At 49.5% G+C, this 19,630-nt stretch carries 11 protein-coding genes; 9 read left to right on the top strand and 2 right to left on the bottom strand.

Annotation, left to right across the window (positions count from 1 at the left end):
- Positions 1-183: 183 nt before the first annotated feature.
- From addB to J2X75_RS13180, 5 genes are all read left to right on the top strand, one after another.
- Positions 184-3,687: a helicase-exonuclease AddAB subunit AddB gene (addB, locus tag J2X75_RS13200; protein WP_310337110.1), complete on the top strand. Its 3,504-nt coding sequence runs from the start codon at positions 184-186 to the stop codon at positions 3,685-3,687.
- The gene (addA, locus tag J2X75_RS13195; RefSeq protein ID WP_310337108.1) at positions 3,684-8,105 is read left to right on the top strand and encodes a helicase-exonuclease AddAB subunit AddA; all 4,422 of its coding nucleotides are present in this window, start codon (positions 3,684-3,686) and stop codon (positions 8,103-8,105) included. Before addB ends, addA begins: the two co-directional genes overlap by 4 nt.
- Positions 8,106-8,164: 59 nt before the next feature.
- Positions 8,165-9,349 (top strand): exonuclease SbcCD subunit D, encoded by a 1,185-nt coding sequence (locus J2X75_RS13190; RefSeq protein ID WP_310337107.1) that lies wholly within the window; start codon positions 8,165-8,167, stop codon positions 9,347-9,349.
- Positions 9,346-12,765 carry an AAA family ATPase gene (locus J2X75_RS13185; RefSeq protein ID WP_310337106.1) on the top strand — a complete coding sequence of 1,140 codons (3,420 nt, stop codon included), beginning with the start codon at positions 9,346-9,348 and terminating at the stop codon, positions 12,763-12,765. The genes J2X75_RS13190 and J2X75_RS13185 overlap by 4 nt, the downstream gene beginning before the upstream one ends.
- 515 nt (positions 12,766-13,280) lie before the next feature.
- Positions 13,281-13,625: a hypothetical protein gene (locus J2X75_RS13180; protein ID WP_036674796.1), complete on the top strand. Its 345-nt coding sequence runs from the start codon at positions 13,281-13,283 to the stop codon at positions 13,623-13,625.
- A 770-nt stretch (positions 13,626-14,395) separates the two neighbouring features.
- Here J2X75_RS13180 and J2X75_RS13175 read toward each other — a convergent pair.
- Together J2X75_RS13175 and J2X75_RS13170 are read right to left on the bottom strand one after the other, a co-directional pair.
- Entirely contained in the window at positions 14,396-15,529 is a 1,134-nt protein-coding gene (locus J2X75_RS13175) for a bifunctional cystathionine gamma-lyase/homocysteine desulfhydrase (protein WP_310337104.1), read from the bottom strand.
- A 1-nt stretch (position 15,530) separates the two neighbouring features.
- Positions 15,531-16,424 (bottom strand): PLP-dependent cysteine synthase family protein, encoded by an 894-nt coding sequence (locus J2X75_RS13170; RefSeq protein ID WP_397383721.1) that lies wholly within the window; start codon positions 16,422-16,424, stop codon positions 15,531-15,533.
- A 277-nt stretch (positions 16,425-16,701) separates the two neighbouring features.
- Here J2X75_RS13170 and J2X75_RS13165 point away from each other — a divergent pair, with 277 nt between their 5' ends.
- The 4 genes from J2X75_RS13165 to J2X75_RS13150 all read left to right on the top strand — a co-directional run bounded on the left by J2X75_RS13165 (position 16,702) and on the right by J2X75_RS13150 (position 19,531).
- On the top strand, positions 16,702-17,061 hold the full coding sequence (locus tag J2X75_RS13165; protein WP_017687236.1) for a histidine triad nucleotide-binding protein: 360 nt from the start codon (positions 16,702-16,704) through the stop codon (positions 17,059-17,061).
- 232 nt (positions 17,062-17,293) lie between these two features.
- Positions 17,294-17,467 carry a 30S ribosomal protein S21 gene (gene rpsU, locus J2X75_RS13160; RefSeq protein WP_005547957.1) on the top strand — a complete coding sequence of 58 codons (174 nt, stop codon included), beginning with the start codon at positions 17,294-17,296 and terminating at the stop codon, positions 17,465-17,467.
- Positions 17,468-17,482: 15 nt separating this feature from the next.
- The gene (locus tag J2X75_RS13155; RefSeq protein WP_017687237.1) at positions 17,483-17,926 is read left to right on the top strand and encodes a GatB/YqeY domain-containing protein; all 444 of its coding nucleotides are present in this window, start codon (positions 17,483-17,485) and stop codon (positions 17,924-17,926) included.
- A gap of 282 nt (positions 17,927-18,208) precedes the next feature.
- Positions 18,209-19,531, top strand: coding sequence for an NfeD family protein (locus tag J2X75_RS13150; RefSeq protein ID WP_310337649.1), 1,323 nt, complete (start codon positions 18,209-18,211; stop codon positions 19,529-19,531).
- The last annotated feature ends 99 nt before the right edge of the window (positions 19,532-19,630 follow it).

Below are 19,630 nucleotides of genomic sequence, written 5' to 3'. Positions count from 1 at the left end.
ATGAAGTTTAAATGAATGATACTTTCGGTCAAAAGTCCACAGTGTGCTAGCTGCGGGCTTTTTGCCGTGTTAACGGAGAGAATCTCCGGTTTTACCGGATAGTGGCAAACGTATGTTCCGAACCAAGTCAGATATGTTATACTGGGAATTAAAATCTTGTACGTGTGGTTTGGAGGATTAGACATGTCCGTTCGTTTTGTTATTGGCCGGGCAGGCAGCGGCAAAAGCTCGCTGATTACCCGGGAAATTACATCCCTGCTTCAACAAGAACCGCAAGGCACACCTTTGATTTTACTCGTTCCCGAACAGAGTTCTTTTCGAACAGAGCAGGCATTGGTGTCTTCTGGAGCAATTAAAGGTACGATGCGTGCAGAAGTGCTCGGCTTTCGCCGTTTAGCCTATCGTGTAATGCAGGAAGCAGGTGGTTCTGCTCGTATTCCGATCGGAGCCGAAGGCAAAAAGATGCTGCTCTATAAAGTGATCCAGCGTCGTAAGGAAGAATTAAAGCTGTTTGGCGCATCCGGCAGCCAGCTGGGTTTTATAGGCGAATTAAATGACTTATATAGTGAATTTAAACGTTATGAAGTTGATCCATCATTGCTGGAAGAAGGGCTGTCTGGAGGGAATACCTCATCCACTTCGCCAATTCTGGAGGACAAGTTGCATGACTTGAATCTGATATATCGTGACTATGAACAGGAACTGACCAATTTATATATTGATGATGAAGACACGTTGACCGAGCTGACAGATCGTTTGTCGGAAAGTGCATTGCTGCAGGATGCCCAGATCTGGATTGATGGTTTTCAGGGATTCACGCCACAGGAGATGAGTGTGATTGGTCGATTGATGTTGCAGTCCTCTTCCGTGACGATTGCACTGACATTGGATCGTCCTTATGATCACGGCGCACTGCCTGGAGAACTGGAACTGTTCTATCCCACGGCAAGTGCCTATGCGCGCCTGAAAGGGATGGCTGACGAACTGGGTATACGGAGCGATATAACCGTGCTAGATTCGGAGATTCCACCGAGATACAAGGATCGTCCGGGACTTGCTCATCTGGAGGCTGGTTTCGACCGCCGAATTCGTTGGAAAAGTGAAGGCCTTGATTCCGGAATCCGACTGGTTGCAGCGGAGAACCGAAGAGCTGAGATGGAGGGGGCACTGCGTGAGATGCGGCGCCTGGCACAAAACGAAGGTGCGCGTTATCGAGATATGGCGGTACTTGTTCGTCAGTTGGATACCTACGCTGATATAGCTGAACCTCTATTCAGGGATTATGACGTACCCGTCTTTCTGGACCGCAGAAGAAATGAACTTCATCATCCATTATCCGAGTTTATCCGTTCCGCACTGGATATTGTTCGGCGCCACTGGCGTTACGAGGATGTATTTCGCTGTGTCAAAACGGATCTGCTGCTTCCGCGTGATGGTTCCATCACTCGTGAAGATATGGACCAGCTTGAGAATTATGTACTGGCTTGTGGTATCCATGGGTATCGCTGGACTGACGGCAAACCATGGAAGTATGTACCAAGCCTGTCCCTGGAAGACAACGGTGAGGATGGCCGTAGTCGAGGACGGGACCAGATGCTTTCTCTAATGGAGAGCTGCCGAACAGTCATTACAGATTCCTTGGGTGTTTTTGAGAAACGAATGAAAAAGGCAAAGACAGCCAAAGCCCAGTGCGAGGCACTATACAGACTGCTGGAAGATGCTGAGATCCCATGGAAGCTGGAGAACATGTCTGCTGAAGCTAAGTCTCAAGGTGACCCCGAACGGTCGAGAGAACATCGGCAGATGTGGGGAGCTGTGCTGGATTTATTGGATCAGATGGTCGATATGATGGGGAATGAACGGCTGGATATCACTCTGTTTGCCGGGATGATTGAGACCGGATTGACGGAACTGAAGCTGGGTCTGGTACCACCAGCACTTGATCAGGTATTGGTCGGTTCCATGGACCGTACACGCCTTCAGGACATCAAATACGTATTTATCCTTGGCGCCGTTGATGGTGAATTACCCGCCGTACCTCAGGATGATGGCGTATTAACGGAACTGGAGAGAGCGTTACTGACGGAACGTGGCATGGCGCTTGGACCAGGTGCAACAAGGCAGATGCTGGATGAACGTTTTCTGATCTACACGGCACTTACAGCGGCAAGCAGCCAGTTGTGGCTGAGTTACCCGGTTGCTGATGATGAGGGAAAAGCACTGCTTCCTTCCGAGATTGTCCGCCATGTACGGAAAATGTTTGGTCTACAAGAACAGCCATTGCTCGCTCAACCACCGGTTGCGAACTCAGAAGAAGCGCATTGGTCCTATGTCACCCATCCGGGTCAGAGTCTGTCAACGCTCATTGGACAATTGCGCAAATGGCGCCGCGGAGAAGACATTCCTGAAATGTGGTGGGCGGTCTACAATTGGCATGTATCTCGAGAGACAAGCAGACCTCAGCTGGAGCGGTTGATGGGATCGATCTTTTATCGTAATAGAGCATTACCACTACGTACAGCCACCAGTCGCAGACTGTATGGCACAGAGGTAAGGACGAGTGTCTCACGAATGGAGCGGTTCGTAGCTTGTCCGTTCTCCCATTTTGCCTCGCATGGGCTGCGTCTCAAAGAACGGCAATTGTACCGCCTTCAGGCTCCTGATATCGGACAGCTGTTTCATGCTGCACTAAGCCAGCTGGCTATGCGGTTACGCGAAGAAAATCGTAGTTGGGGCAGTTTGACTCCAGACCAATGCCGTCAGGAAGCCGAGCAAACGGTGGAGCAGATTGCTCCACAGTTGCAAGGGGAGATTTTGCTAAGCACCAAGCGATACGGTTATATTTTCCGCAAATTGAAGGACATTGTTAGCCGGGCATCTGTTATTCTCGGGGAACAGTCCAGACGTGGAAGTTTTGAACCGATTGGGTTGGAGCTTGATTTTGGACCGGATAAAACACTGCCGCCACTGCGTTTTGAACTGGAGAACGGCTGTGTGATGGAGATCGTGGGTCGTATTGACCGTGTGGATGTAGCAGAAGGCGAGAATGGTCTGCTCTTGCGTGTCATTGACTATAAATCAAGCCAGACGGACCTCAAGTTACATGAAGTGTACTATGGGCTGTCATTGCAGATGCTCACCTATCTGGAGGTGCTGCTTAGTGCTGCCGAGGAATGGCTTGGAGAAACGGCGATGCCTGGAGGAACGCTGTATTTCCATGTGCATAACCCGCTGTTGCAATCCGCAAACGGCATGACATCGGAGCAGGCCGGGCAAGAACTGCTGAAACGGTTCAAAATGAAAGGTTTGCTGCTGGCAGACCGGGATGCAATCGCACAAATGGACAACACCCTGGATAAGGGGTATTCAGCCATTATTCCGGTTGCCCTTAAAGCAGATGGCAGCTTTTATAGCAGCGCCGCTGTAGCTACGCCAGAGCAATGGGATACGCTGCTTGCTTCGGTTCGCAGTAATATCCGCGAGATTGGTACCCGGATTACGGATGGGGATGTGGCCATTGAGCCTTATCGCATTCAGCAGGAAGTGGCGTGTACGTTCTGTCCGTATAAGCCTGTATGTCAGTTTGATGAGAATATAGAAGGAAATGAATACAACCTGTTGTCCAAACCGGGCAAACAGCAAATCTGGGATATGTTGTCTCACACCAAGGGAGGGGAAACATCATGACGAATATGCCAAAACCGGAAGGAAGCTTCTGGAGTGATGACCAGTGGAGTGCCATCTCCGAAAGCGGAGAAGACATTCTGGTTGCCGCTGCGGCGGGATCAGGCAAGACAGCTGTACTGGTTGAACGAATTATTCGCAAGATCGCAGATCCCTCCCAAGGATTCAGTGTGGATCGCTTGCTTGTAGCTACGTTTACCAAAGCCGCCGCCGCCGAGATGAAACAACGGATTCGGGAAGCGCTGGAACGTGCGCTGGAAGAACAGCCTGGAGAAGAGCATCTGCGCAAGCAGCTGTCGCTGCTTGGACGGGCATCTATTACAACGCTGCATTCATTCTGTATGGAAGTCATTCGCCGTTACTATCAGCAAATTCCGTTGAACCCGGCTTTTCGTATCCTGAATGAAAATGAAGCGGAAATCATGCGCCAGGAACTACTCGAAGAACTGTTTGAGGAAAAGTATGGCGAAGAAGATGAAGGGAGTACATTCCGCGAATTGGTGGACTGGTTCAGTGGAGAACGAAATGATGATGCGATGCATCGACTGGTGCAACGGTTGTATGATTTCTCCCGCAGTCATTCCTGGCCGGATCATTGGCTCTCTGAGATGGCATCTGCTTTTCAGGTGGAAAGTGTGGAGGCACTTGGACATTCAGCATGGGTTCAGAGTATTTTGCGTGATGCGGCTCTTGCTTTGAGTGGTGCAGCAGGACTGCTCCGTCAAGGTATCCATATTTCCATGCAGCCTGAAGGTCCGGCACCTTATGCGGATACGTTAAAAGAAGACCTGGTGATGGTAGAGGAGCTGTTGTCAGCGGCCCAGGTTATGCCATGGGAAAGGTTGCCTGAAGTGTTTCAACCCGCTGCATTTGGCAAACTGAAACCCTGCAAAAAGGATCAAACGGACCCTGCTTTACAAGATCAGGTGAAGGAACTCCGTGAGGCTGCGAAAAAGGCAGTTACCGACCTGAAAGGTTCATTGTTCGGAAGAAGTGCGTTTTCGTTCTGGCAGGAGCTGGAGCAAGCGGCACCACTCATGCAGGAGTTATCGAGGTTGGTTAGTACATTTGGAGAACGTTATCGACAGGCCAAACAGGAACGTGGGCAAGTTGACTTCAGTGATCTGGAGCATTACTGTCTTCACATTTTGCGACATGAGGATTCAACGCCTGAACTGTCGATGCCTTCCGATGCGGCTATGGAGTACCGTTCGCGATTCGATGAAGTGTTGCTTGATGAATATCAGGATACCAATACGGTTCAGGAAGATATCGTGAAACTGATCTCCAGAGAAAACCCGGGTAACCGATTCATGGTCGGTGATGTCAAACAGAGTATCTACCGTTTTCGGTTGGCTGAGCCAGGTTTGTTTATGAACAAGTATCGCCAATATGGAGCGAGCACACGCGAAGATGGAATAGTGGAAGATCGTTTGCATCGTACAGGTCAACGTATTGATCTTGCACGGAATTTCCGCAGTCGTGCGGAAGTTGTGCATTCGGTAAATATGATATTCCGGCAACTCATGAACGAAGGTGTAGCAGAGATTGCTTACGATGAACGAGCTCAACTGGCATATGGGGCTACGTTTCCGTTAGAAACGCTTGGTGATAAGGGGTATACACCTGAACTTATGCTGATCGATCGTCAGGGCGGTGGTCCTGATCTGACAGAGAGTACGGATGAGAATGGGGATGCATCGGTCTCCGCAGAACTGGAGAGTGCCGAACTTGAAACAGCCCAGTTGGAAGCGCGGGCGATCGCAAGGCGTATTCGTGAGATGGTTGGGGATACGGACAAACCTGCCCTCCATGTATATGACAAAGCCCTGCAAACGATGCGCCCGGCACGTTACGGTGACATGGTCATCTTGCTGCGTTCGACCTTGATGTGGGCTCCGCTCATGATTGAGGAATTCAGACAGCAGGGAATTCCTGCTGGAGGAGAACAGAGCAAGGGCTATTTTCAGGCTACAGAAGTGGAAATCATGATGTCTCTGCTTCAGCTTGTTGATAATCCAAGGCAGGATATTCCGCTCGCTTCCGTGCTTCGTTCCCCGATTGTTGGACTGGATGAAGAAGAACTGGCACAGATTCGGCTTGGTGACAAAAGACAGTCATTCTACGATGCAGTTATATCGGCTGCTGGAGAATGGGGCGATTCTTCCACTAATGCCGGACAACAATTCCGGCAGGAAAATCATCCTGATACCAATATCGTCCAGTTACAGTGGCCGGAAGTTTGGTCAGAGATGGAACAGGGACAGCGGGAGACAGCAGCATCAGTCGAGGCAGAGATTCTGGACGACGTACACGAATTCGATGTGCATAGAGTCCATACAGATGGAATGCAAGATGCTGGTGTTGCTGGACATGCAAGCGAGGATATGGGTATAACGGAGATCTCAGGCTCGGAGTTGCAGCAAAAGTTAATTCGCTTTATGCGTCAATTGCAGCAGTGGAGACTTGAGGCAAGACAAGGCAGTCTAAGTGAACTGATCTGGCGTATGTATCGGGAAACCGGGTATTTGGACTGGGTTGGTGGTCTTCCAGGAGGGCTGCAACGTCAAAGTAATCTTAAGGCATTGTACGATCGCGCACGACAATATGAGGAATCAACTGCGAATCGCGGCTTGTTCCGTTTCCTGACCTATGTTTCCAGACTGCGGGAAAACGGGGGAGACCTCGGGACTGTAGCAAGTAGTTCTGGTGAGCAGGACAACGCCGTACGTATCATGACGATTCACCGGAGTAAAGGTTTGGAGTTTCCAATTGTCTTTGTCGGTGGCATATCCAAGATGTTTAATCAGCAGGATCTGAACGCACCGTTTCTAATGCATAAGGAACTGGGATTTGGTCCGAGGTTCGTGGATCGTGAGAACCGGGTTGCCTATCCTACATTAGCCAATCTGGCGATTCGTCGTCGTGCGCAATTTGAACTGCTTGCTGAAGAGATGCGTGTGCTGTATGTTGCGTTGACCCGTCCCAAAGAGAAAATGATTCTGCTGGGTACTGTAAAGGATGCCGCGAAAAAAGCGCTGGCGTGGTCTCAGGTCAAAGATAGCCCTGAACTGGCATTGCCAGACTATCTGCTTGCTGCTGGACGGAGTTACCTGGACTGGATTGGACCATCCCTGATGAGACATCCAGATGCGGTTGTGCTGCGTGAACTTGCTGGAAGCAATGATTCGTTCTCAGCCTGTCTTGCAGATGATCAATCACGCTGGGCGATCTCTATTATTTCCGCCGATCAGGTATCCCGTGACCATGTGGTGGATCAGACACTCGGAGAAGAAGACGGAATGACTGAGGTACGGAAAGAACGAATTGCTGCGCTAAAAGCCGTTCAGCCTGTGAAGTTGGTTACATCCTCAACTGTAGAAGAGCTGACGAAGATTGCACAAGATACGGCTAACCAAAACATTGGAGATGAAGGTGCAGATACAGTTCAACAAGAGGAGACACGGCTGATCAACGAGGTTGATCAACGGCTTTCATGGACGTACCCCTATGAAGCAGCAACTCAAGTAGCAGCCAGTACTTCTGTCACGGAGTTGAAAACGTTACTTGCGATGCAGGATGTCCAGTCCGTAGAGGTGATGGAGGAACTGGGAGAACAGTCCGAGACATTATTGGCTCACAACACCCCAGGAATCAATTACACCAAAGATGAAGCAGGCCATGTACTACGTGGCGTATCCGATGAATCTAACGAGCGTGAGACTGGATCAGAGGCAGATTCAAACGGTACGGTGAACCTTTCGGATGCGGGATCTGCGGGTACGTCTTTCAAACTGCACCTGCGTCGTCCGAAATTCATGGAGGCAACGCAGCTGACAGGGGCAGAACGGGGGAATGTGTATCATACGTTGATGCAGCATCTTCCTATAGAGGGTTCATCCGTTGATTCACAGCTTATTGAACAGACGATTGAGCGGTTGATTAAGCTTCAGATTTTGCTGCCCCATCATGCTGCGGCTATTGAACCTGAAGAACTGGCCGGATTTTTCAATACAGAACCAGGGAAAGAATTATTGCGTGCAGCGTGGGTGAAACGGGAAATACCGTTTGTGTATGGACTTCCGGCACATCAGTCTCCAGTGGAATGGCTTCATGAACGGGCGGCGAACTCAGATACACAGGTGCTAAAAGAAGATAGCAAAATGCAGGCAACGATTGAAAATGAAACCGTGCTTGTACAGGGGATTATCGATTGCCTGTATGAGGTGGACGGCGAGCTTGTCTTGCTTGATTACAAGACGGATCGGGTGTTGGAGCATCGTGGTGGTTTGGATGAACTCACCAAAAATTATCGCTTCCAGCTGGATCTTTATGGACGGGCCATTGAAGATATATTGGGTCGGAAAGTTGACCGGAAATGGCTGTACTTTTTTGATGGTGGACATGCAGTGGAATTGTAAAAGAACTGGATCGGAATTTAAAACCATGGATTTCATATGGGAGAGGGGTGGAACGGACGATGCGTATTTTGCATACAGGGGACTGGCATTTGGGAAAAACGCTGGAAGGACGAAGCCGACTGCGTGAACAGGAAGATTTCGTTGATGAACTCGTCAGGTTGGCTGATGAGCAGCAGGCGGATGCCATATTGATGGCCGGAGATGTATATGATTCGGTGAATCCTCCCGCAGCGGCGGAACAACTTTTTTATGAAGCGGCAGCGCGTCTGACGGAGCATGGAAGACCCCTCGTGGTGATTGCAGGAAATCATGATCAGCCAGAGCGTGTGGCTTCTGTGACTCCGCTTGTGAACAGACAGGGCATCACACTCGTAGGGATGCCTACTTCAGAAGCGGTGACTATCCATGCAAAGCGAACCGGAGAAATTGCACAGATTGCCGCATTACCTTATCCTTCTGAAGCCAGATTGAATGAACTGCTGACAACAGATGGGGACGAAAATGTGCTTCGTCAGGCTTACAGTTACCGTGTGGGGATGTTAATGCAGCGTCTGGCAGCTTCTTTTCGCCCGGATACCGTGAACTTGGCCATGAGTCATATCTATGTGCTCGGCGGTCTTGAGAGTGATTCGGAACGTCCGATTCAGATCGGTGGGGCCTACACGGTGGACCCTTCGTCTTTATCGACTGGTGCGCAATACACGGCGCTTGGGCATCTTCATCGTGCACAGGCTGTCAAAGGAGACGGTGTGATTCGATATAGCGGCTCTCCGCTGGCTTACAGCTTCTCGGAAGCAGGGCAGAGCAAGTCTGTCACGATGGTTGATCTGGCACCGGGCGGAGCTGCACAGGTAGAGGAAGTTTTGTTAACGTCCGGGCGTCCGCTTGTGCGTTGGCAGGCCCGTGGTGGTCTGGCAGAAGTATATCGCTGGCTGGATGAGGGACGTGATCCACAGGCTTTTATCGACATGGAAGTGTGGCTGGACGAGGCGATGTCCCTGAAGGAGATTCAGCAGCTGCGAAAATCACATGAAGGTATCATTCATATTCGCCCGGTGTATCCCGAGATGGCTGCAGCAGGGCTTTTGGAACAACGATCCGAGCTGCCGGTCCACGAACTGTTCCGTAAATTTTATCAGCGTCAGACGGGTGGTGCACAGCCGGAAGACAGCCTGGTACAGCTTTTCCTGGAACTTGTGGATGAAGACGAGCCAGGTGTGCGTGAGGAGGTCGAGGAAAGATGAAGCCAATTCTATTAAAAGTTGCCGGACTGCAAAGTTATCGGGAGATGCAGGAGATTGATTTTACCGTGCTGACGGAGACGGGGCTATTCGGTATTTTCGGTCCAACGGGTAGTGGTAAATCTTCCTTGCTCGATGCCATCACACTCGCCATGTACGGAAAAGTGGAACGTGCGGTGAATGGGACGCAAGGCATTATGAACCATGCAGAGGATTCGTTGTCGGTTGCTTTTACATTTGAACTGATGTCGGCAGAGGGGACTCGAAGATTTCGTGTAGAGCGACGTTTCAAACGAAATAATGAAGTGTCGGTGAGTAACACGATCAGCAAATTCATAGAGACGGTTAATGGCGAAGAACAGGTACTTGCCGACAAATTGGCAGATGTGAATCGCTGCGTTGAAGATGTGATCGGTTTGAAGATGGATGATTTTACACGGGCAGTGGTGCTTCCGCAAGGGAAGTTTGCCGAGTTTTTGTCACTCAAAGGCAGTGAACGTCGCCAGATGCTGCAACGATTATTCCATCTGGAGAAATATGGGGACCAGCTAGCCATCAAATTAAGCCGGCGGGTCAAGGATAATGATATGGTTCACCAATCTCTTGCTGCGGAGCAACAGGGACTGGGCAATGCCAGTAAGGAGACGCTGGAAGAAACGAAACGTCTTCTTCAAACCGCTGTTCAGCAGTCTGAATTGTCCCGCAAAGCGCTGGATGAAGCTGCGAAGGAAGCTGAGCAGCTGGGTAAAATCCGTGAGTTAAGTAACGAACGGCAGGCCCGGATGGATGAACAGCAGAAGCTGAAAGCACTGGAACCACAGATAGAGGCAGGCGAACAACGGCTGAAACAATCCGTTGCGGCAGATGCAATACTGCCTGCGTTGCAGACGGTTCGAGATGCCAAGGCTACACAGAAGCAACGGCAGGATACCGCCGAGACAGCTCATCAGCAAGCACTGGAACATGAGCGTCTGGCTGTCCAGGAAGCGGAGAAGGCTGAGACGGCACGCAAGCAAATGACAGAGGAAGAACCGAAACTTTTGCTGCGCCTGGAGCAACTCGAACAAGCAAAAGAGCTGCAACGTGAACGAGACGGGCTTCAGGCCGATTGCTCACGCCTCGCGCAGCTTCTGGAAAAGGGGCAAAGCGAACAAACTGCACTTGGACAGCAGCTTGAGAAAGAAAAGGAGCTGCAGCAGCGCGGGCGCAAACGGCGTGAGGAGCTACAGGAGAGCCTCAAGCCAAATGAAGTGAAGTCAGAGGAACGCAGGCAACTTCAAGCTGCGCTTGAACTGAAACATCGTGTGGATACTGCCGCGGAGCAGTTGCGGCAAAACAAGGCTGACATGCAAGCCTATAAGCAGTCGGCAGAACAGGGAGCCGACAAGCTGAAGGCGGCGGCTGAGGAAGAAAAACGCCTGAGTGATCAGCGTCAGCATCTGGTAGAACAGGCGTCAGCAGGTCTTGAGGCCTTGCTTGCTTGTGAGCAGGATATTAGCCGCGAGCAAAGCCTGCTGGCCCTTGCGGAGGAACAGCTGCGTGGCACGATGCGCGAGCAGGAGCTGCACCGGCTGTCCTCCGCCTTGCGCGCCGAGCTGCACGACGGCGAGCCATGCCCGGTGTGCGGCTCGCCGCATCACCCACTCCCGGCTGCGCCGCCGGGAGAAGGTCCGCACGCAGGCGATGCGGACCTGGAACTGCTGCGCAGCCTGCACGCGGAGCTGCAGGAGCTGCGCTTTGGGCTGCGCCAGCAGCTGCACGAACGTCGCAGCCTGCTGACGCAGCTTGGCGCTGCGGCCGGCGAAGCTCCTGCCTCAGCCGAGGCCGCACCTGCGGCAGCGGAGCCCGAGCCCGTCGGGTCGCCCGAACACGGGCGCTCCCCGGCAGGCTGGGCATCGCGTGCCGCTGCGCTGCGCGAAGCCGCGCAGGCGCTGGCTACCGCAGCAGCGCCGCTCCAGGCCGAAGCCGCCGCGTTGCAGCAGGCGGCTGTGGGCGCGCAGCAGCGCCGCATGGAAGCGGCAGCTGCGCAGGAGGCCGGCCGTGCCGGGCTCGCCCAGGCGGAGCGCAAGCTGGCCGAAAGCGAGGCCGCTGCGGCTGCCTTGCAGGGCCGCTGGGCCGCGGAACTGCCGGGCATCGCTCAGGAGGAGGCCAAGGCCCTCTATCAGGCGATGCAGGAGCGCGATGCACGCGCCGAAGACATCAAGGAACGTCTGAACAAAAGCGTGACTTTCCTTGAGGAAAAAGACCAAATCATTCAATCTCTCCAGCAGAAGCTGGTTGAATTGGATAAACAACTGATTCAGTGGCAAACGGAGTGGCAGGGCAATAGCAAACAGCTGGTCGAGAAGGAAGAACGCTTGCGCCAGTGGGTTGGGGAGCAGCGGGTAGAAGATCTGATTACTGCGGCTCAGGCTCGTCTGGATGGACTGCGGAAAACAGCTACGGACTCGGCACAACGCTTCAAAGAGGCGGACACGCTGAAGCAGGAATCAGCCAAGAAAGACATTATGGCTCAGCAGGCAGCCGCCTCGGCCACAGAACATCTGCAACAGGCACAGGAACGGTGGAAGCAATTGCTGGAACAATCCCCGTTTGACTCGGATGATGCTGTTGTGTCTGCGGCAATTCCTTCCCACGAAGCCGAGCGACTGGCAGGAGAGATCCAGCAACACCGTGAACGTGAGCGTGAACTGGCATCCCAGTTGCGTGAATTGGAACAAAAGCTGGGTGGTGCTGTCGTATCAGAGGAACAGTGGTTAGCCTGCACCAAACGTTTGCAGCAGGTCCGAATTGAGGACGAGGCTGCCCTTCGTGCCAAAGCACGTGCAGAACGTGATCTGGAGGATGTGGAGCAGCGACATGTTCGATGGACCGAACTTGAGAACAAGCGGGTGGAGGTAAGCCGTCAAGGCGAACTGCTCAGCAAGCTGCAATCCGCGTTTAGAGGCAATGCTTTTGTAGAGTATATTGCCGAAGAACAACTGATGCAGGTTAGTCATGCGGCATCTCAGCGTCTACGCTTCCTAACCAAACAGCGTTATTCACTGGAGGTGGATTCCGGCGGTGGTTTTGTAATCTGTGATGATGCCAACGGGGGGGTCAAACGACCGGTATCAACGTTGTCAGGTGGCGAGACGTTTTTGACTTCGTTGTCACTGGCCTTGGCACTGTCGGCCCAGATTCAGCTGCGAGGTCAGTACCCACTTCAATTCTTCTTCCTGGATGAAGGGTTTGGTACCCTTGACCCTGAACTGTTGGATACCGTCATTACGTCTCTGGAAAAATTGCATGACGACCGTTTGGCTGTCGGTGTAATCAGTCACGTGCCTGAACTGCGTGCACGTTTGCCGCGCAAGCTTGTGGTGATCCCGGCAGGTGAGGCTGGAAACGGCTCACGGGTGGTCTTGGAGACCCTGTAGAGGGAAACGTGTATGATGTATATCCGCTTACAATCCGGGCTTGGACCAGAATGCTGAAAATATAGTGCGGATGTATGTTTGTCTGGAGAAGTGACCTGTTACGGCTTGAACGGCAGGACGTGGAGAAAAGAGGGAGGCATTACGCTTCTCTCTGCCCCAAATTTCAGCAATATAAATGATAGAAGTGTCTCTTATTATCCAAGCAACTGAATATTACCGAATTGATGTTGTGAAAATATTTCTTTTCTTGCTCTTATAACATAGCGGAGTGAGTTACATCACAGATACAGGTTCATCCCGCTGTTATACTACAGTTAAGCCGACAAACTTTATTTAAGTACCCCGGCGGACATCTGATCAGGACGTCTCCTGAATAGATGTCCGCGCAGCAGCCTTCCAAGGAAGCCGCTCACGGGGTGCTTCTTTTTTGTGTTTTCTCGTCAGTAGTGTCAATTCGCCCATTTCTGAATACCATGAAAAGGTGATCAAGAGCAGAATCAGGGAGGCGTTGGCAAGTGGAAAAAGTGGAAGCGAAGAAAATATGCAAGGAACACATGCACCGTTATGTATGTGTACAGATGAATGACGGTATGCACTACGATGGCATTATGGAAAATGTGGATGACGAAATGATTTACCTGGCTGTTCCGGTTGGGCCGGAAGCCATGGTGAATCATGCGAACTGGGCTCCAAATGCAATGCCGGGAGCAAACTATCCGATAGGTCATACTCGCGGATTTTATCCAGGTTACGGCTACCCTACGCCTTATCCGTATTATGGTTATGGCCGTAGACGTTTTAACCGACTGGTGCTCCCGTTATTTGCGCTTACAGCGTTAACCCTTTTACCGTACTATTGAAATTAAAAAAACAGGCATAACTGCAAGTGACACATTCTTATGTACCCTATGGGCATCCGATGAAAATCCTCGAAAATAACTAGCTGAGGATGGATGTTTCATTCATGGTACCGTACAGCATGAGATAGAGAGGTCTTATCACATACGCAGTCTCAGCCTGATGTATCGCGACAGTCCTTGCAATACAACGGGCAACATACGAACAACCAAAAGGTCATGCCTGTGCAGAAGTGAACTTCTGTAAGGCATGACCTTTTTTTGAACCTAACTAGTGTAAGGTCGATGATGAACGGATGGCACAACAAGTGTATTTAAACCTGCTTAAAGCAGAAGCGGGCCTTAACGTGTCCGCAGCAAGCGGCGTACTGCATCCTGAATAAGCGAGAACGTGCCCATGTGCTAGCAAACGATCAGGACACCGAAAAGCTTTAATTCTCTATTCCGATAAAAAGCTTCCCTTCAGGTGGAATCGATGCTGTTCTGTTGCCCGCGATTGGAGGTGCAGAGCATGATGTGAGTGCTGACGAATCTGAGGCATCTTATTCAAGGCTTTGAAGCGTCAGCAGAAATTGAAGGAATCTGAGACACGTTATAACCGGATAAACAGCCGCTTTCAGCATTTTTTTGAGGTTTTTTCGGGAAATAACGGGCCTGATGTTCCTTATAATTTCAAATGTGGGTTTGAACGCCAAATAAGATGCCCTGTGTTCCTTAGAAAATCGTCGACTACCCATTCGCGAGTATCAGCCAGCGTGGACTTCAAAATGCCCTCAACTTAATGCAGATTTCAAATCCTCAAGTAAATCCTCAACATCCTCGATCCCAACGGAGATCCGAATCAAACCATCCGTGATCCCCAATTCTTGCCGACGTTCATAGGGAATGGAAGCATGTGTCATTCGGGTAGGTACAGAAATTAAACTTTCCACCGCGCCCAGACTTTCAGCCAATGTGAAATAACGGACTTTGCTTAGTACTTCATCTACTTTTTCAGCACTTCCTACATCAAAGGAAACCATACCGCCATATCCTCTCGCTTGCATGGAAGCGAGCTTATGCTGTGGATGGTCGGGCAACCCGGGATAATAGACTTTGCTCACTGTTGGATGCTGATTGAGAAATGTCACAAGCTGCTCTGCATTGCGTTCTTGCGCTTCCATCCGCAGTCCCGATGTTTTAAGACCTCGCATTAACAACCAGGAATCCATAGGTCCCAGGACTGCGCCAATTGCATTTTGAATAAAATGCAGATCTTCACCAAGTTGCTCGCTGTTGACAACCGCAAGTCCTGCCACGACATCACTATGACCACCGATATATTTTGTTGCAGAATGCAGTACAATATCTGCCCCCAGAGCCAGCGGGGTCTGCCAATAAGGCGTACTAAACGTGTTATCCACGATGAACAACAATTCATGTTGTTTTGACCATTTCGCTACAGCAGCAATATCGGTGACTTTGAGTAACGGATTGGTAGGTGTTTCTACATAAATGGCCTTTGTATTGGATTGCAAAGCCTGCTCCAGTGCTTGTAGTGAGGTGGTATCTACAAAGGTAGACTCGATCCCCAGACCATTCAGCACCTTGGTGAAAATGCGATAGGTCCCGCCGTATACATCATCCGTCAGAATGACGTGATCTCCAGTTTTCAGCAGAGACAGTACAGCGTGAATTGCAGCCATTCCCGAACTAAAAGCAAAACCTCGAACGCCATCCTCCAGCTCCTTAATGACTTCTTCCAACGCATGACGGGTAGGGTTGCCTGTACGTGAATACTCGTATCCTTTGTGTACGCCAACCGATTCTTGCTCATACGTGCTTACTTGATAGATCGGTACACTCACTGCTCCAGTGTGTGGATCACCAACAATACCTGCATGAATCAGCTTGGTTTTTGGTCTCATTTCATTGTCCTCCATTATAGATATTTTGGCTTAAATACCGTTCGCTACTATCCGGGAAAATAACGACGATGTTACTTCCGGGAGCTGCGTGAACAGCTTCGTTTAATGCGGCTTGCATAGCTGCACCTGAGGAACTTCCTACCAGTAAGCCTTCCAACAAGGCCAGATCCTTGACCCGCTCAAAGGCATCTTCATCTGAGATCGTATGAATGGCATCAAAGTAACTCACATCCATAAAAGAAGCTAACGTTTCGACCCCTATTCCTTCTGTACGATGTGGTCCCGATGGACCTCCTGCGAGAATCGAACCTTCGGGTTCTACGATACACGTTTTAATTAACGGGTTTTGCTCCTTCAAATAGCGAGATACTCCCATGAAAGTTCCGCCAGACCCGGCTCCGGCGACATATACATCCACCTGTCCGTTCAGATCACGCCAAATCTCAGGGCCCAGATGTTCATAATGTGCGAGTGGGTTATCCGCATTGGAGAACTGACCTGGAATATACGAACCCGGTATTTCTTTCGCCAGCGATTCCGCCTTACGTATGGCACCAGTGATACCTTCTGATGTGGGTGTGTTCACGACCGTAGCACCAAGGGCTTTCATCAACTGCTGCTTCTCAACGCTGAACTTCTGAGTTACTGTAAAAATGACCTTTAAATTCAGGCCTACAGCCGCCATTGCAAGACCAATTCCTGTATTGCCTGCGGTAGCTTCAATCACTGTTCCACCTGGCTTAACATCTCCTCGTGCCAAGGCCTGCTCCAATAAAAACTTGCCGATCCGGTCTTTCACACTTCCTCCAGGATTCATGAATTCCAGTTTGGCGAAAAGGCCGATTCCTTCCGGTAATGGATAACGAGTTAATTCAAGAAGAGGTGTATTACCCATAAGTTCCTGTACATGTTGATAAACGGTCAAATTAACCAATCTCCTTTTGTGTGTTATTAACCATACATATTTGTTTACTCGGGAAAAGTTCGTGATAAAACCATATTTCGATAAAATGGCTTGGTATACATCCAATGTTGTATAGTGTTTGGCTCGATGATAGATGGAGAGTTGACCTAGAATACCTGGTTGTGTGTCTAAAGATTGGACGTGGGTTTTTACATTTAGTATGATAGAAGGGAATACATACACTGGAATACAAAGGAGGGTATGAACTATGGATTGCTTATTTTGCAAAATTGTAGAGGGCACCATTCCCTCCAATAAAGTACTAGAGAATGACCATGTTATCGTTTTTCATGACATCCAGCCCGCTGCACCGACGCATGTTCTTGTCATTCCGAAGAAACATATTGCTTCCATGAATGAAGTTACTGCAGAAGATCTGCCATTGATCGGCGAGATTCATCTGGCTGCTCAAGAAGCGGCGAAGCGTCTTGGCGTGGAGGAAACAGGATATCGCTTGATCAACAATTGTGGTAAGGATGGAGAACAAACCGTTCATCATCTGCATTACCATTTGTTGGGTGGTACCAGACTTGGCGTGTTGACAAGTCTGTCCGATTCTCACAAATAAACGAGCTAATGGGTACTAATATTGAGGATTTAGTCATATGCATTAAATCCACGAATGTGTGACCAAATGCTTATATAATGAATTCATTTCATAATACCTTTGAGTTATAAAATGGATTCAAATAAGTGATCATTACATTGAGGTTGACACCTTTATTACCTTTCGCCTATAATGAAAGATGATGAACCGTGTTATTGCTCTTGGACGGTCTGGTCGGAGGGAGGGAAAACTGGTGTCTGAAACTAAAGTTCGCAAAAACGAGACTATTGATGCTGCACTTCGTCGTTTTAAACGCTCCATCGCTAAAGATGGCGTATTGGCTGAGGTGAAGAAACGTAAGCATTATGAGAAGCCAAGCGTAAAGCGCAAGAAAAAGTCCGAGGCTGCTCGTAAGAGAAAGTTTTAGGAGGATTTTAACTACATGAATCTTAGCGAACGATTGAACGAAGATATGAAGCAAGCGATGAAGAGTAAGGACAAGTTCAGACTCTCCAACATTCGGTTGATTCGTTCGACGATCAAGAATCTTGAAATAGATTTGAAAAGAGATTTGGATGACAACGAAGTGCTTGATATCCTGAGTCGTGAAATCAAACAGCGCAAAGATGCCCTCCAAGAATTTGACAAAGCGGGCCGTGAAGATCTCGCGGCAAATGCAAAAGCGGAAATTGAAGTACTCATCCAGTACCTTCCCACACAGCTTACCGAAGAAGAAATTAAAGTTATTGTACAGCAGACCATCCAGGAAACCGGTGCTTCTTCGAAAGCCGAGATGGGGAAAGTCATGGCGGCCCTTATGCCGAAAGTTAAAGGCAAAGCGGACGGCAAACTGGTAAATCAAGCAGTTCAACAATTTCTGCAATAAAGCAAATCAATAAACACCTTCTGACTTGTCAGGAGGTGTTTTTTCCATTTATCAAAAGGCATGATGTCCTTGTTATGACAAAATTTCTTTTTAATGGTTAATATATATTATTATGGATTTTTATACTTGCAATTGATCGAGTTTTCAAATATAATTTTAAGATTTTGAAACGAAATGTTGCATTGCACGTAATAAATACCATAAGCTGGACAGTATAACATTAATGGAAAAGGGGGGACTATTGTGAAGGGAAAGCGCCGGAAGAAGCTTACGGGGCCATTGATGCTCTTAATGCTGCTGACGCTGTTGCTTCCTGTCTGGATTGGATCACCGTCAGCGCATGCAGCTGAGAAGAGTGGCGCCGTATATATTATTCCGGTTGATAAACCAATCGAGCAGGGACTTGGCAAGTTCATGGAACGCGGGTTCAAACAAGCAGAAGAGATGAATGCTGGCCTGATCGTTCTTGATATCAATACGCCGGGAGGCCGTGTCGACACTGCAGAAGCATTGGGTACCCTGATCAAGGACAGTCCGATTGAGACTGTTGCATTTGTTCGTGGAGATGCTGCTTCAGCCGGGAGTTTTCTGGCTCTGAATGCAGATAAGATCGTAATGTCACCAGGCAGTATGATTGGTGCGGCAGCAATGGTGGACAGTACGGGTAAACATGTTGATGATCCAAAGCTTGTTGCATTCTGGAAAAGCAAAATGCAGGGAGCAGCTGAGATCAGTGGTCGTGATGGCAAGATTGCAGCTGGAATGACTGATGTTAACATGGTTGTGGAAATGCCAGAGATCAATAAAACCAAGCAAAAAGGTGAAATTATTGCTCTCTCTGCTGAAGAAGCACTGAAAGTTGGTTATGCTGACCACATCAGCAACACACCGGAAGAAGCGGCAACGTGGCTCGGTTACAGCCAGGATGATGTATTTAAGGTAGAACGGACGACAGCAGAGAACATCTCATCCTTTCTTACCAATCCGGTTGTCATGACCATATTGTTGTTCCTCGGAATCGCAGGTGTGGCCATTGAACTGATCGTTCCTGGTTTTGGAGTTCCTGGTATTGTAGGTATCGTGTGTTTCGTGTTGTATTTCTCAGGTAATTACATTGCGGGATTTGCCGGAGCAGAGACATGGGTGCTATTTACTGTCGGACTCATCTTGATGATTCTGGAGATGTTCATACCTAGCATGGGTATTTTGGGTATTCTGGGATCAATTGCGCTTGTTGCAGGGGTTGTGAGGGCTGCTTATGATACGAGTGATGCATTTGTTTCCTTGGGTATCGCTTTCGGAGCGGCAGTGGTAGTTATTGCGATTATTGCAGTGCTGTTTAAAGATCGAGGGATATGGAATCGATTTATCCTGAGTGACAGTCTCTCTGCGGAACGTGGATACTCATCTGCTACCGAGCGCAAAGAGTTGATTGGACTGCAAGGAATAAGTCTGACACCACTTCGTCCATCAGGTACAGCCATGTTTGAAGGTGAACGAATTGACGTTGTGACAGATGGTGATTTCATTCCGGTTGACACCCCGATTATTGTGATTAAAGCGGAAGGTACCCGGATTGTGGTTCAGCAAGCATTACCGGTGTAAACCCGCTCTGTTGTCGAAGTGCTTAATACTTCGGCAATGTACATAACCACTTGGCTTAAACAGTCAGCGATGTGGTGCATTCTTCAAACGAGCAGTAAT

The sequence above is a fragment of the Paenibacillus sp. 2003 genome, from assembly GCF_031455635.1.
Taxonomy (GTDB): Bacteria; Bacillota; Bacilli; order Paenibacillales; family Paenibacillaceae; genus Paenibacillus; species Paenibacillus amylolyticus_B.
This window is presented reverse-complemented; position numbering and strand designations above follow the sequence as displayed.